This is a genomic window from Demequina sp. NBRC 110056 (assembly GCF_002090155.1).
Classification (GTDB): Bacteria; Actinomycetota; Actinomycetes; order Actinomycetales; family Demequinaceae; genus Demequina.
Genome location: NZ_BBRM01000002.1, coordinates 77,571 through 91,331 on the forward strand (window position 1 = coordinate 77,571; position 13,761 = coordinate 91,331).

The window sequence follows — 13,761 nt, forward strand, 5'->3', positions numbered from 1 at the left end:
CTCTCATCGTGAATCGCCTTGTGGCGAGCACAGTGGGCCCACTTTCGCGGAAGAGGGGGTGGACACGCGGCGGATGCGCCGTCGAAACGCATCCGCAAAGAACCCCCGTTAACGTGGGCCTATGGCATCGACGGATGATCCGACCCCCTGGACCGGCTACACGCCTGTCGCCGCGTGGGACGAGGCGATGGATGTCGAGGGAAGCGTGCGCGATCCCTACGCCCGGGTGTACGCGGAGATCGAGCGCATGTCGGGCGACGACCTGTACTCCCGTGCCGAGGCGCTCGCGAACACGTACCTTGCGCAGGGCGTGACGTTCGACCACGCCGGCGAGGAGCGGCCGTTCCCGCTCGACATCGTGCCGCGGGTCATCGGATCGGACGAGTGGGAGATCATCTCGCCCGGAGTCTCGCAGCGCGTCAAGGCTCTTGAGGCCTTCCTCGCGGACGTCTACGGCTCGCAGCACTGCGTGCAGGACGGCATCGTGCCGCGCCGGCTCATCGCGACGTCGCAGTACTTCTACCGCTCGGTCGCCGGCGTCGAGCCCGCGAACGGCGTGCGCGTGCACGTGTCCGGCATCGACCTGGTGCGCGACCAGCACGGCATCTGGCGGGTGCTCGAGGACAACGTCCGCGTGCCCTCCGGCGTCAGCTACGTGCTGTCGAACCGGCGGGCGATGTCGCAGATGTTCCCGGAGATGTTCGGCGCCATGGGCATCCGCCCGGTGCTCGAGTACTCCCGCCGCCTGCGCGCCTCGCTCGCCAAGTGCGCGCCCGAGGGCGTCGACGACCCGACCATCGTCGTGCTCACCCCCGGCGTCTACAACTCGGCGTACTACGAGCACTCGCTGCTCGCGCGCACCATGGGCGTCGAGCTCGTGGAAGGCCGCGACCTCGAGACCGTCAACGGCCGCGTCTACATGCGCACCACCGCCGGCCGCCGCCGCGTGGACGTCATCTACCGGCGCGTCGACGACGACTACCTCGACCCCGTGGTGTTCCGCCCCGACAGCTCGCTCGGCGCACCTGGACTCGTCAACGCGGCCCGCCTGGGCAACGTCACCATCGCCAACGCGATCGGCAACGGCGTCGCGGACGACAAGCTCATGTACACGTACATGCCCGACCTCATCCGTTACTACCTCAACGAGGAGCCGATCCTTCCGAACGTCGACACCTGGCGACTGGAGGAGGCCGATGCGCGCGAGGAGGTGCTCGACCGGCTCGACGAGCTCGTCGTCAAGCCCGTCGACGGCGCAGGCGGCAAGGGCGTCACCATCGGCCCCAAGGCCTCGCGCGAGGAGCTCGACAAGGTCAAGGCGCAGATCACGGCGGACCCGCGCGGGTGGATCGCGCAGCCCGTGATCCAGCTGTCGACCGTGCCGACGCTCACGGACGACGGACTCGAGCCTCGCCACGTCGACCTGCGCCCCTTCGCGATCAACGACGGCGACGACGTGTGGGTGCTGCCCGGCGGCCTCACGCGCGTCGCGCTGCAGCGCGGCCAGCTCATCGTCAACTCGTCGCAGGGCGGCGGGTCGAAGGACACGTGGGTGCTCGGCGGCGTGCGCCACCGGGCGTCCACGCAGCCTCCGCCCGAGGCGCGTGTGGAGTTCGGCGGGATCGGTTCGGTGCCGCAGACGGCGCACCCCGAGGACTACGTCGCGGGCCAGCAGCAACAGCAGCAACAGCAGCAGCGCGAGCAGCCAAGCGCGGAACCCGCGACCCATCCCGACGGCCCGGCCGAGGAGGCGTCATGCTGAGCCGCATCGCGGAGTCGCTGTTCTGGATCGGACGCTACGTCGAGCGCGCGGACAACACCGCCCGCCTCCTCGACGTCCACCTCAACGTCCTGCTCGAGGACCCGTGGGTCGACGAGCCGAGCGCCAACGCATCGCTGCTGTCCGTCATGAGCTGCCCGGTGGACGGCCCCGTGTCGCGCGGCGACGTGCTGCGCCACCTCGCTTTCGAGGACGACTCCGCGACCTCGATCGCCGGCACGCTCGCCGCCGCGCGCGAGAACGCGCGCCGCGCCCGCGAGGTGATCTCGACCGAGGTGTGGGAGTCGCTGAACACCACCCGCATGGACCTGCGGCGCTGGAGCCGCGCCTCGCGTCCCCACGAGTACTTCGTCTGGGTGCGCGAACGTGCCGCCGTCGTGTGGGGCCTGTCGAGCGCGACCACCTCGCGCGACGACGCGTGGCACTTCATGGAGCTGGGCCGCTCGCTCGAGCGGGCCGACATGATCGCCCGCCTGCTCATGACCCGCAGCCTCGAGGGCACGACGGGACCCAACTGGACCACGCTGCTGCGCACCTGCTCGGCGCACGAGGCCTACCTGCGCACCGTCCGGGCGCTCGTGACCGAGGAGCGCGCCGCGGAGTTCCTGCTCATCGACCGACTGTTCCCGCGCTCGATCGCGTACAACCTCGACCGCGCGGAATCCATCCTCAGCCAGATCGAGGGCTCGGAGTCCAACCGCGCGCTCGCGGGCCGCGCGCGGCTCGCGCTCGGCCGTGCCCGCACCAACCTCGAGTACAGCCCCGTGCGCGACATCCTCGACGACCTCGTCACCCAGATGCACGAGGTGCAGCGGGCGTGCGCGACCGCATCGGACCTCATCCGCGACCGCTACTTCCTGCCCGCGGCGACCGTCACGTGGAACCAGGAGGCGCTGTGACCACGCTCAAGATCGAGCACCGTACCCACTTCCGCTACGACGCGGAGGTCGTGTCCTCGTACAACGAGGCCCGCCTGATGCCGGCCTGGCTGCCGCGCCAGCGCGTCCTCGACTCGAAGGTGGACGTGTCTCCCATGACGTGGTCGACCACGTACCGGGACTACTGGGAGTGCGACGTCATGGCGTTCGAGGTCCTCCAGCCGCACCGCAGCCTCACGGTCGTGGGATCGTCGCTGGTCGAGATCCTCGCGCAGCCCGCTCGCGCCGAGCGCGCCTCGTGGGACACCTTGCAGGGCCCCAAGTTCCAGGACCTGCTGTGCGAGTACCTCGACAACTCGGCGATGACCGACCCGCCCGAGGAGCTCGCGGAGTACGCCCGAGAGGCCTCGCACAAGCTGTCACCCGACGCCACGGCACGTGCGCTCTGCGAGCACCTGCACGACCAGATGCGCTACGTGCCGGGCGCGACCTCCGTCCACACGGCGGCGCGCGAGGCGTGGGAGGCGCGCTCGGGCGTGTGCCAGGACTTCGCCCAGCTCGCCGCGGGCACGCTGCGTCAGATCGGCATCCCCGCCCGCTACGTGTCCGGCTACCTGCACCCCAAGCGCGACGCGGCCGTCGGCGAGACCGTCAACGGCGAGTCGCACGCGTGGGTCGAGTGGTGGACGGGGGAGTGGACGGGCTTCGACCCCACGAACGACCGCGAGGTGGGCGACCACCACGTCATCGTGGGACGGGCTCGCGAGTACTCGGACATCCCGCCGCTGTCGGGTGTCGTGGCCGGGTCCACCGAGGACCTCGACGTCACGGTGTCGGTCACTCAGGTGTCGTGACCGCCGGGGAGTCGGCGGGCACCGTCCCGCCGTGCTCGAGGTGCCACGGCTCTGGCTTCGCTCCCCACGGCGACGCCCAGCCCGGGAGCGCCCAGTCGTACGCGGGCCCGTTCGCTATCAGCCAGGCGTAGGCGTCTCCCGAGAAGCCGCCGGGCAGCCCGCCCACGTCGAGGTCGATCGCCGCGCCCCACCCGTGCATCGAGGTGCCGGGGGTGGCGGCCATGCGCCCGTGCGCGGCCTTCGCACGCCACTGTCCGGCGAGGTCTCGATAGGCGTCCGACACGGGGATGTCCGTCGAGAAGAGCTCCTCGAACCCCGCGTTGAGGGTCTCGAGGTCCGCCGCCGCGGGGCAGTTGAGGCGGAGCTGCGGGGCCCACGACAGCGCGCACAGCGAGCCGTCGGCGACGCGCCCGTTGCTCTGGCCCTCGAGCGTCGAGGGAGCGTCCGGCACGCCGAGCGCGTCCGCCAGCGATGGCGCGACGTCGAGCACCACACCCGCCTGGATCGCCTCGAACAGCAGGCTCGCGAGCTCGCCGCGGGACAGCGGTGCGAGCAACGCCTCGTCCTCGGCGCCGTCCGGCAGCGGCACCTCGATCCCGAGCGTCACGAGCCACTCCGTGGCATCCGCGAACTCTGAGCGCGCCGGCACCTCCTCGAAGCTCAGCCCGGGCGCGAGCACCACCCGAGGCCCGTCCGCGAGGGCATGCAGCGCCACGGCGGCGTCTCCTGTCGACGCCGGATCGTCGGGTGCGAAGGTAGCGCCGTCGCCAGCAGCGTCCCGCGAGGCCAGCCACGAGATCTCCGTGAGCGCGGGGTGTTCGAGGGCGACGTCCTCGAACGGCGGCTCCGCCGCCAGGACGTGCACGGGCAGCCCCGCGGCCCTGTAGGCGAAGGCGGCCAGGTCCGCGCGGGTCGCGGGCGAGTCCGGCTCGAAGCGCGCGGCCTGCTCGGCGAGCCCCCACCCGAGGCCAGCGCCGATCGACGCGAGCCACTCGATCGCCTCGCCCTGGGGCGAGTACGCGGCGTCCTCCGGGTCGGAGGAGACGTCGAGGAAGGTGGTCCTCGGGGGCAGTGGTGTCGCCGTGTCCGGGCGAGGGGCCGATGCGCTCGGATCCTCCTCGCCTTCCGTCGCCGGCTCGGCGGTGGGGCTCGCGACGGGCTCCTGGTCTCCCGGGGCCGGCGCACGCGGTGACGTCGGCTCGGCACGCGGGGTGGCGCTGGGACGCGTGGGTGCTGGAGGTGTCGGAGCGGGTGTCACCGTCGGTGGAGCTGCTGACGGCGTGGGTGTCGGCGAGGTCGCAGGGCTCGGCGCCTCGTCCGGCACCGCGGAGGGATCGGGCGCAGGGCTCGGGCTGGGAGCGGGGGAGGTCGCATCCGCGCTCGCGTCGAGGGGCGCCAGCGCACCGGGCGCGGCTTCGCCGTCAGCGTCGGCGGCCGCATGCGCGGCAGCGGGCGCGGAGAGCATCAGCAGCGCGCACAGGGCACCCGCGGATGCCGTCGCACCCGCTCGGCGCCTCGCGCCTGGTCGCCCCCACCGCATGAGCCGTTCCCGTCCCGGCGGCGCACGCCGCCGCCGTGCCGCGCGGGCGCTCGATGGCACTCGCGCGGTGCCATGCACTCAGCATCACACGGCGCCGTGCGCTTGTCAGCGCGAGCGGGTCAGCCCGTGTACTCGAAGTGCCACGGCTCGGGCTTGGACCCTCCGGGCCGCGCCCAGGTCGGCAGCTTCCAGTTGTAGCCCGTCAGCTGCTGCAGCAGCCACTGGTACGCGGCGCCGTCGTACCCGCCGGGCAGGGACGCTCCGGCGATGTCGATCGCCGCCGCCCAGCCGTGGTTCGACGTCCCAGGGATCGCGGCGAGGTTGCCGTGGACCACGCGGGCGGCGACCTGCTCGTCGTAGGTGCGATAGGCGTCGTTGATGGGGATGTTGCGCCCGTAGCGGGACTTGAACGTCGAGTTGAGTCGCTCGAGGTCGGCCGCGGCGGAGCACAGCAGCAGCTCGGCCTTGTCCCACGACAGCGCGCACAGGTGCGAGGTGGGGATCACGCCGTTGGAGTACGTCGCCTTGATCCGGCTCACCGCGGCGCCGTCGCCGCCGGCGAGGTAGTGGCCCGAGGCCCACACACGCGCGCCGTCCACCACGATCTCGATCCAGCCGCCGGAGGAGACCTTGCCCGTCGGGGTGACCGCGGTGCCTGACGACAGCCGTGTGACCACCGCGTTGCCGGTCGACGGGCCGGAGCGGACGTTGAGCGTCGAGGCGCCGTACACGTACAGCGTCGAGTGGCGCAGCAGCGGGCCGACGGTGCCCGCGGGGGAGTAGCCGATGCCCGCGCGGTCCAGGCGGTACAGGAACGCCGCCATGGCCTCCCGGCTGATCGACTCGTCCGGCCGGAACTCCGCGCCGCGGTCGGTGCGCCAGCCGGTGGACACGCCCGTCTGCGCCAGCCACACGATCTGCTTGTAGAACTGCGACGACGTCGGCACGTCGCGGAAGGGAGAGCGGGAGGGCAGCGTCACCTTCGGCGATCCCGCGAAGCGATACAGGAACGCCGCCATCGCCTCGCGGGTGATCGCGCTCTGCGAGCGGTAGTCGTGCCCGCCGCTGACCTTCCAGCCGGTCGAGATCCCGGACTCCGAGGCCCAGGTGATCTCGCGGTAGAAGGCGGTGCGCGAGGAGATGTCGAGGAACGGCGACCGCGAGGGCGCGTAGTGGGCGGGCTGGCCGGCGTAGCGGTACAGGAACGCCGCCATCGCGTCGCGCGCGACCGACGCGGTCGGGCGGAACTCGCGCTTGCCGTTGTCGAGCAGCCAGCCGCGCGTCACGCCCGACTGGGCGAGCCACGCGATCTCCTTGGTGAAGTGGGTGTAGGAGGCGCTTCCCACGCGGCTCGACACGTCCGTGAAGGTGATCGTGGGCGCGGCGAGGGTGGACAGGGCCGATGCGGTCGCGGGCACGGGCGCGGCCAGCGTCCTGAGGGAGGGGATGGGCTCGTCGAGGGGAGCCTCGACCTCGGGCGTCGCCTCCGGCTTCGGAGCCACCGTGGGCTCGGGCGTCGGGGCCGGAGTCGGTGTGGCGGTCGGAGTCGAGCTCGGCGTCACGCTCGGCTCGGGCGTCGCCGAGGGCGTCGGCTCGGTGCTCGGAGCAGTGCTCGGCTCGGTGCTCGGGGAAGCGGTCGGCTCGGAAGACGGCGAGGCGGTCCCGGCGAGCGTGGGCGAGGGTTCGTCGCCCGGGTCGGCGGCGTGCGCGGGCCCAGCGCCCAGCAGGACGGTCGCGGCGAGCAGGAGCGCGCCTGCCGCGGCGGCCAGGGACTTCGGGCTGCGAGCGTGGATGGTGCGAACTCCTTCGATGTGCTCCGCCCCTCAGCTGCGGGTGCGTAGGTCACGGGGGGCGTACACCGCGATTATCGGCCGCTCGGGACCGGCGCTGAAGCCTGTGTGACCGATGACACGACCACCAGGCACGACGGCACGGAAGCCGGCGAGCGCATCGGCCCTTCGGGGTCGTCGCGGCGACGCGGGCGCGCGCGTCTCCCGCGCGGGGGAGCGCGCGTGCCCAGCGCCGATAGAATCCTCTGGTGACTTCCGCGAGCCCCGAGACCGACGAGCACCGCTACGACTTCCGCGTGATCGAGGAGCGGTGGCTCCCCGTGTGGCAGGAGACGCAGCCCTTCCGCAGCGGCGACGCCGCAGACGAGCGCCCGACGAAGTACGTGCTGGACATGTTCCCGTACCCCTCGGGCGACCTGCACATGGGCCACGCGGAGGCGTACGCGCTCGGCGACGTGATCGCGCGGTACTGGATCCAGCGCGGCTACAACGTGTTGCACCCCATCGGGTGGGACTCGTTCGGCCTGCCCGCGGAGAACGCCGCCATCCAGCGCGGGCTCGACCCGCGCGGCTGGACCGAGGACAACATCGCGCAGCAGCGGACCTCGATGGAGCGCTACGCGTGCTCGTTCGACTGGGACCGCGTGCTCGCCACGCACCGTCCGGACTACTACCGCTGGAACCAGTGGATCTTCACGCGCCTGCACGAGCGCGGCCTCGCGTACCGCAAGCACTCGAACGTCAACTGGTGCCCCAAGGACCTCACCGTGCTCGCGAACGAGCAGGTCGTGGGCGGGCTGTGCGAGCGGTGCGACACCCCGGTCACCAAGAAGAAGCTCAACCAGTGGTACTTCAAGGTCACCGACTACGCCGACCGGCTGCTCGACGACCTCGACACGCTCGCGGACACGTGGCCCTCGAAGGTCATCGCCATGCAGCGCAACTGGATCGGGCGCTCTACCGGCGCGGACGTGGTGTTCGCCATCGAAGGCCGCGAGGAGCCCGTCCACGTCTACACGACCCGTCCGGACACGCTGCACGGCGCCACCTTCATGGTGGTCGCCGCGGACTCCGACCTCGCCGCCGAGCTGGCCGAGGGCGCCGAGGCGTCCGTCCAGGACGAGTTCTCCTCGTACGTCGAGCAGGTCAAGGCCGCGAGCGAGATCGACCGGCTCAGCACCGAACGCCCCAAGACCGGCGTGTTCCTGCAGCGCTACGCCGTGAACCCGGTGAACGGCGAGCGGCTGCCGATCTGGGCATCCGACTACGTCCTGGCCGACTACGGCCACGGCGCGATCATGGCCGTCCCGGCGCACGACCAGCGCGACCTCGACTTCGCTCGCGCGATGTCGCTGCCGGTCCGCCTGGTGCTCGACGTGCGTGGCGAGGACGGCGAGCCCGTGGAGGACCCGGCGACGTCCGGCGTCGCCGCCGCGGGCGACGGCACGCTGATCAACTCCGGCGACCTCGACGGGCTGTCGAAGGCCGAGGCGATCGCTGCCGTCGTCGAGCGACTGGCCGGCGACGGCGTGGGCGAGGCGTCGACCAACTACCGCTTGCGCGACTGGCTGATCTCGCGTCAGCGCTACTGGGGCACGCCCATCCCGATCGTGCACTGCGAGGCGTGCGGCGAGGTCCCCGTCCCCGACGACCAGCTGCCCGTCGAGCTGCCCCCGGCCGAGGGCCTGGACCTCAAGCCCAAGGGCACCTCGCCGCTGGGCGCCGCGACCGAGTGGGTCAACACGACCTGCCCGTCGTGCGGCGGCGCCGCGACGCGCGACACGGACACGATGGACACGTTCGTCGACTCGTCCTGGTACTTCCTGCGGTTCCTGTCGCCGGGCAAGACCGACGGTCCGTTCGACCTCGACGAGGCGAAGAGGTGGGCGCCCATCGACCAGTACGTCGGCGGCGTCACCCACGCGATCCTGCACCTGCTGTACGCGCGGTTCTTCACCAAGGCCCTGCACGACATGGGCATGATCGACTTCGAGGAGCCCTTCAGCGCGCTGCTCAACCAGGGCATGGTTCAGATGGACGGTTCCGCGATGTCGAAGTCGCGCGGCAACCTGGTGCGCCTGTCGGAGCAGCTCGATGAGTTCGGCGTCGACGCCGTGCGCCTGACGATGTCCTTCGCCGGTCCCCCCGAGGACGACATCGACTGGGCGGACGTGTCGCCCGCAGGCTCGGCGAAGTTCCTCGCCCGTGCCTGGCGCCTCGCTCGCGACGTCGACTCCTCGCCTGGCGTCGACCCTGCGACGGGCGACGCCGCGCTGCGTGCCGTCACTCACCGCACCCTGCACGACTGCGCAGACCTGGTCGAGGGCTTCCGCTTCAACGTGGTCGTGGCGCGCACCATGGAGCTCGTCAACGCCACCCGCAAGGCCATCGACTCCGGCGCCGGCCCGGCCGACCCCGCCGTCCGTGAGGCAGCGGAGGCCGTCGCGGTGCTCCTGAGCCTCTTCGCTCCCTACGTCGCCGAGGACATGTGGTCGATGCTCGGCCACGAGAACGTCGCGCGCGCGGGCTGGCCGGCCGTGGACGAGTCCCTGCTCGTCGAGGAGACCGTCACGTGCGTCGTGCAGGTCAAGGGCAAGGTGCGCGACCGCCTCGAGGTGCCTCCGGGCATCGGCGAGGACGAGCTGCGCGAGCTGGCGCTCGCCGCGCCGGGTGTCGTGCGCGCGATGGACGGCGCCGCGGTCCGCACCGTCATCGTGCGCGCACCCCGGCTCGTGAACATCGTCACGGTCTGAGGCCGCGCCTCGTCAACGTGAGTAGTGTCGGCCGTATGACCGGTCACGTCGCCGTCGTCACGGACTCCGCCGCGTCGCTGCCCCCAGCGCTCGCGGCGAAGTGGGGCATCCGCGTGGTGCCGCTGCACGTGATCGTCGAGGGTGAGGCGCGTCTCGAGGGCGAGGAGATCACCTCCGAGGAGGTGCTGCAGGTCCTCTCCTCGGGAGCCGCCGCGACCACGTCGCAGCCGTCGGTCGCGCAGTTCGAGCAGGCGTTCGGAGATGCCGCACGGGACGGGGCGGACCACGTCGTCGCGATCCTCATCTCGGGGAAGATGTCGGGGACCGTCAACGGTGCGGAGGCTGCCGCGAGCGCCGTGGACGTGCAGGTGACCGTGATCGACAGCGGCACGCTCGCGATGGGCACGGGCTTCGCCGCCCTCGCCGCAGCGGCCGTGGCGCGGCGTGGCGGCGCCGTCGACGACGTGGTCGCGGCGGCGCGAGGCGTGTGCGACTCGGCGAGCGTCACCTTCACCGTCGACACCCTCGAGTTCCTCCGCCGCGGCGGACGGGTGTCTCCCGCGATCGCGGCGGTCGGCAAGGTGCTCGGTGTGCGGCCCGTGCTCGAGATGGACCGCGGCGAGGTGGCGATGATCGAGCGCGTGCGCTCCACCCACCGGGCACGCGCGGCGGTCCTCGCGCGCGCCGAGAGGGCCGTCGCGAGGATGGCGAACCCGGCGGCGGCCGTCATGGTGCTCGGCGAGGGAGAGTACGGCGACGAGGCAGCCCGCGCGCTCGAGGCGAGGCATCCGCACCTGGCGATGCTGGTGCGCACCCCAGTGAGCGCGGTGCTGGCGACGCACACCGGACCCGGGACGCTCGCGGCCGTCGTGGTGGATCTGCCCGAGGGCATCGCCTAGGAGCGACCCTTCAGGTCTCCGCGTCCCCAGGACGTGACACCCCGATCGCCGTCCACGTCCCCGACGGACCCCGCTGACCCGGCGAGCGCATCGTCCCTACCGTCGGGCGCATGAGCGAGACAGCGCGCACCGCGTCGACGTCGGAGGACGGTCCCGATCGGGAGGGCCCCGCACCGGCGCCGGAGCCCGCCGAGGCAGGGGACGGCGGCGCCCACTGGCGTGAGAGCGCCGCGCGAGCGGCGGCTCGCGCGTACGAGGCCGCGTACGGCCGCGAGATCCCCGACGCTGCGAGCGGCGCCCGCTTGCTCGTGCGCGGTCGCACCGCGGTCGCGGCGGCCCTCGCGATCCTGGTGGCTGGGGGCGTCGGGCTGTGGATGACGGAGCGCGTCACCGCGACGGTGCCGGGCGGGCCCGAGGCCGCGCTCCACACCTCGATGCCCACGCCGTCGCCGTTCGCTCTGACGGGGACCGACGGGGGAGCGCTGGTGATCCAGGTCAGCGGCGCGGTCGCGAGTCCCGGACTCGTCGAGGTGGGCGCAGGCGCGCGGGTCGCGGACGCCGTCGAGGCCGCCGGCGGACTGACCGCCGAGGCCGATCTGACGGGCGTGAACCTGGCGCGAGCGGCGGTCGACGGAGAGCACGTGAGCGTGCCCGCGGTAGGCGAGGAGCCGGCAGGCGGAGGCCTGGTGTCCCTCAACTCCGCGAGCGCCGAGGAGCTCGAGGAGCTGCCCGGCGTCGGTCCGGTGTTGGCCGGCCGCATCGTCGCCGACCGTGACGCCCAGGGCCCCTTCCAGAGCGTCGAAGACGTGCAGCGCGTCAGCGGCGTCGGTCCCGCGATGGTGGCGGGCTGGGAGGGGCTCGTCCAGGTGTGAGCACCCTTCACGATGCGCGCCTCGTCCCCGTGGCCGCGGCGGCATGGTGCGGGGCCGCCGCGGCCACCCACGGCGCGCCGTGGCTGGCGTGGGCAGTCGCCGCGCTGGCGGTGCTGGCGGGAGTGGCGGCCGGCGCTGTGACCAGCGCGAAGCTGAGCCTCGCCGGTTCCGCGCCCGTGCGGCACCGGCGGCACGCGTCGGCGCAAGGGCAGCGCGCCGCGGTGCGCCGTGAGAGCGACCGCGGCAGGTCCCGCGTCGTCCGAAGGGCGGCGCTCTCGGGGCCCACCTGCGCGCTCGTGGCGCTCGTCGTGGCGGCGATCGCAACGGTCTCGACCGCGCGCTCGGGTGTGAGCGAGGCCAGCGCCGCGGCGATGGCGGGCGCGGAGAGCATCACCGCGACGGTGCGCGTGGACGGCGAGCCCCGACCCCGGGGAGGCGACGCTGGCTGGATGGTCCCCGTGGCGGTCGTGCGATGGGAAGCCGCCTGCGACGCGGCACCGTGCGCCGCGGGACGCGGCGGCGGGCTCTCCGTCGTCCTCGACCACGCGGCCGTGCGCGGCGCCGTGTACGAGGTGGGCGGCAGCGTGTCGCGCGCCGACGGCGAGGAGGCCGTCATGTGGCGGCCTCGCGAGGTGCGGCCTGAGGATCCGGACGTGCTCACGGGCTGGCGGATCTCCTTCGCCGCGGCCACCGAGCACCTCGAGCCGCGCACACGCGGGCTGTTGCGCGGGATCATCGTGGGAGACACGACGTCGATGCCGCCGTCGCAGGTCGCGGACGTCCGCACCGCCGGGCTCGCGCACCTCACCGCCGTGTCCGGGGCCCACTTCGCCGTCGTGCTGGGCGCGATGGCCGCGGCCCTCGGCGCCGTGAGGGCGCGCGGCATGGCGCGGGCGGCGGTTTTGCTCGGGGTTGCCCTCGGGCTGGCCGCGATCGTCGGCCACGAGCCCTCCGTGGTGAGGGCTCTCGCGATGGCGTGCGCCGTGGCGCTCGGCGCTGCGTGGGGAAGACCGGCTCGCGGGCTCGCGGCGCTGTGCGCGGGCATGATCGCGCTGCTGATCCTCGACCCCACGCTCGCCGCCTCGTATGGCTTCGCGATGTCGGTGAGCGCCGTCGCGGCGATCGTGCTGTGGGCGCCGGTCCTCGCCCGAGCCATGGCGAGGAAGGTGCCGCCTGGCCTCGCGCGCGTCGCCTCCATCCCTCTCGCCGCATCCCTCGCGGTGCACCCGATCCTCGTCCTGATCGAACCCGTACTGGCGCCCTACACCGTGCCCGCCAACGTCGTCGCCGGCGTCGCCGTCCTGCCCGCGATGCTGGTCGGGCTGCTGACGCTCCTGGTCGCTCCCGTCAGCCTCGCAGCGGGTCAGCTGCTCGCCGACCTGGGTGGGGTCGTGGTCGGGGCGATCGATCTGGTCGCTCGCGTCGCGGCGAGCGCACCCGGTGCGCGCCTGGACTGGCCCGCAGGTCCCGCGGGAGCGGCACTCGCGGGGCTCGTGCTGGCGGGCGCGATCATGGCGACGATGCAGCTGCCGGGCCCGGCGAGGACCCGTCGGGCGCTGGCGGCCGTCGCGGCGGTGGTCGCGAGCGCGAGCCTCGTGGCGGGGATCTCCGCCGGCCCGACGGGCGACCCTGTGCTGCCTCGCTGGGACGTGGTCGCGTGCGACGTCGGCCAGGGGGACATGCTGCTGCTCCGAGCCGGACCCTCGAGCGCGGTGGTGATCGACACGGGCCCATCGGCGACGGCCGCGCGTGCCTGCCTCGACGCGCATGGTGTGGTGGCGGTGCCCTTGCTCGTCGTCACGCACCCACACGCCGACCACGACGGGGGTGTCGCTGGCGTCCTCGCCGTCGCACGGGTCGACGAGGCGTGGGTCGGGGCCGGCTCTCGCGATGCGCGCTCGACCGCTCTGCTGAGTATGGAAGGGGTGGGCGTGAGCACCCCACGTTTCGCCGCGACGGCGACTCGCGGCACCGTGGCGATCACGGTGGTCAGCCGCCTTCACGCCGACGCGGGGACCGAGGGCAACGACGCGAGCATCGCCGTGCTCGGGACCGCCGCAGGTGCGACGGTGCTCGCTCTCGGCGACCTCGAGTCGCGGGGCCAGGCGGAGGTCGCCGACGCGTTAGGGGATGGCGTGACGGTCGACGCGGTGAAGGTGGCGCACCACGGCTCGGCCGACCAGGACCCGCGCTTGGCGTCGCTCGTGCGGGCGCAGGTGGCGCTCGTGAGCGCCGGCGCCGACAACCGCTACGGCCATCCGTCCCCGGAGGCGCTCCGCCTCTACGGCGCGGACGCGGTGATCCTCCGCACGGACACGTGCGGCACCGTCGCGGTCGCGCGTGATGCAGGCGAGATCGCGTGGTCCGAGTGTCCGACCGACGTGGCACGCTAGTG

Annotated in this window: 9 protein-coding genes; 7 read left to right on the forward strand and 2 right to left on the reverse strand. The window is 73.0% G+C overall.

The window, feature by feature from the left end; genetic code table 11:
• Positions 1 to 121 precede the first annotated feature (121 nt).
• From B7K25_RS00390 to B7K25_RS00400, 3 genes are read left to right on the forward strand one after another with little or no spacing between them, the layout of a single operon-like run.
• Positions 122 to 1,762, forward strand: a complete 1,641-nt coding sequence (locus tag B7K25_RS00390; RefSeq protein WP_084103249.1) for a circularly permuted type 2 ATP-grasp protein — start codon at positions 122 to 124, stop codon at positions 1,760 to 1,762.
• Positions 1,756 to 2,679: an alpha-E domain-containing protein gene (locus B7K25_RS00395; protein ID WP_084103250.1), complete on the forward strand. Its 924-nt coding sequence runs from the start codon at positions 1,756 to 1,758 to the stop codon at positions 2,677 to 2,679. The genes B7K25_RS00390 and B7K25_RS00395 overlap by 7 nt, the downstream gene beginning before the upstream one ends.
• Positions 2,676 to 3,512 (forward strand): transglutaminase family protein, encoded by an 837-nt coding sequence (locus tag B7K25_RS00400; protein WP_084103251.1) that lies wholly within the window; start codon positions 2,676 to 2,678, stop codon positions 3,510 to 3,512. Before B7K25_RS00395 ends, B7K25_RS00400 begins: the two co-directional genes overlap by 4 nt.
• On the opposite strand, the gene B7K25_RS00405 is transcribed toward B7K25_RS00400, so the two are convergent.
• Entirely contained in the window at positions 3,496 to 4,770 is a 1,275-nt protein-coding gene (locus B7K25_RS00405; RefSeq protein ID WP_144018779.1) for a M15 family metallopeptidase, read from the reverse strand. The two genes, B7K25_RS00400 and B7K25_RS00405, sit on opposite strands and share 17 nt — an antisense overlap.
• A gap of 401 nt (positions 4,771 to 5,171) precedes the next feature.
• Entirely contained in the window at positions 5,172 to 6,554 is a 1,383-nt protein-coding gene (locus B7K25_RS00410) for an SH3 domain-containing protein (protein WP_144018780.1), read from the reverse strand.
• A 536-nt stretch (positions 6,555 to 7,090) separates the two neighbouring features.
• On the opposite strand from B7K25_RS00410, the gene leuS reads away from it, so the two are divergent.
• From leuS to B7K25_RS00435, 4 genes are all read left to right on the forward strand, one after another.
• Positions 7,091 to 9,595, forward strand: a complete 2,505-nt coding sequence (gene leuS, locus B7K25_RS00420) for a leucine--tRNA ligase (RefSeq protein WP_234988009.1) — start codon at positions 7,091 to 7,093, stop codon at positions 9,593 to 9,595.
• Positions 9,596 to 9,630: 35 nt separating this feature from the next.
• On the forward strand, positions 9,631 to 10,494 hold the full coding sequence (locus tag B7K25_RS00425) for a DegV family protein (RefSeq protein WP_084103256.1): 864 nt from the start codon (positions 9,631 to 9,633) through the stop codon (positions 10,492 to 10,494).
• A gap of 110 nt (positions 10,495 to 10,604) precedes the next feature.
• Positions 10,605 to 11,366 (forward strand): ComEA family DNA-binding protein, encoded by a 762-nt coding sequence (locus B7K25_RS00430; RefSeq protein ID WP_234988010.1) that lies wholly within the window; start codon positions 10,605 to 10,607, stop codon positions 11,364 to 11,366.
• Entirely contained in the window at positions 11,363 to 13,759 is a 2,397-nt protein-coding gene (locus B7K25_RS00435) for a ComEC/Rec2 family competence protein (protein WP_084103257.1), read from the forward strand. Before B7K25_RS00430 ends, B7K25_RS00435 begins: the two co-directional genes overlap by 4 nt.
• Positions 13,760 to 13,761: the final 2 nt, after the last annotated feature.

Bases quoted from the DNA above. Each gene is read 5' to 3' on its own strand.
- B7K25_RS00390 (WP_084103249.1), top strand. From the start codon at position 122: ATGGCATCGACGGATGATCCGACCCCCTGGACCGGCTACACGCCTGTC.
- B7K25_RS00395 (WP_084103250.1), top strand. From the start codon at position 1,756: ATGCTGAGCCGCATCGCGGAGTCGCTGTTCTGGATCGGACGCTACGTC.
- B7K25_RS00425 (WP_084103256.1), top strand. From the start codon at position 9,631: ATGACCGGTCACGTCGCCGTCGTCACGGACTCCGCCGCGTCGCTGCCC.
- B7K25_RS00430 (WP_234988010.1), top strand. From the start codon at position 10,605: ATGAGCGAGACAGCGCGCACCGCGTCGACGTCGGAGGACGGTCCCGAT.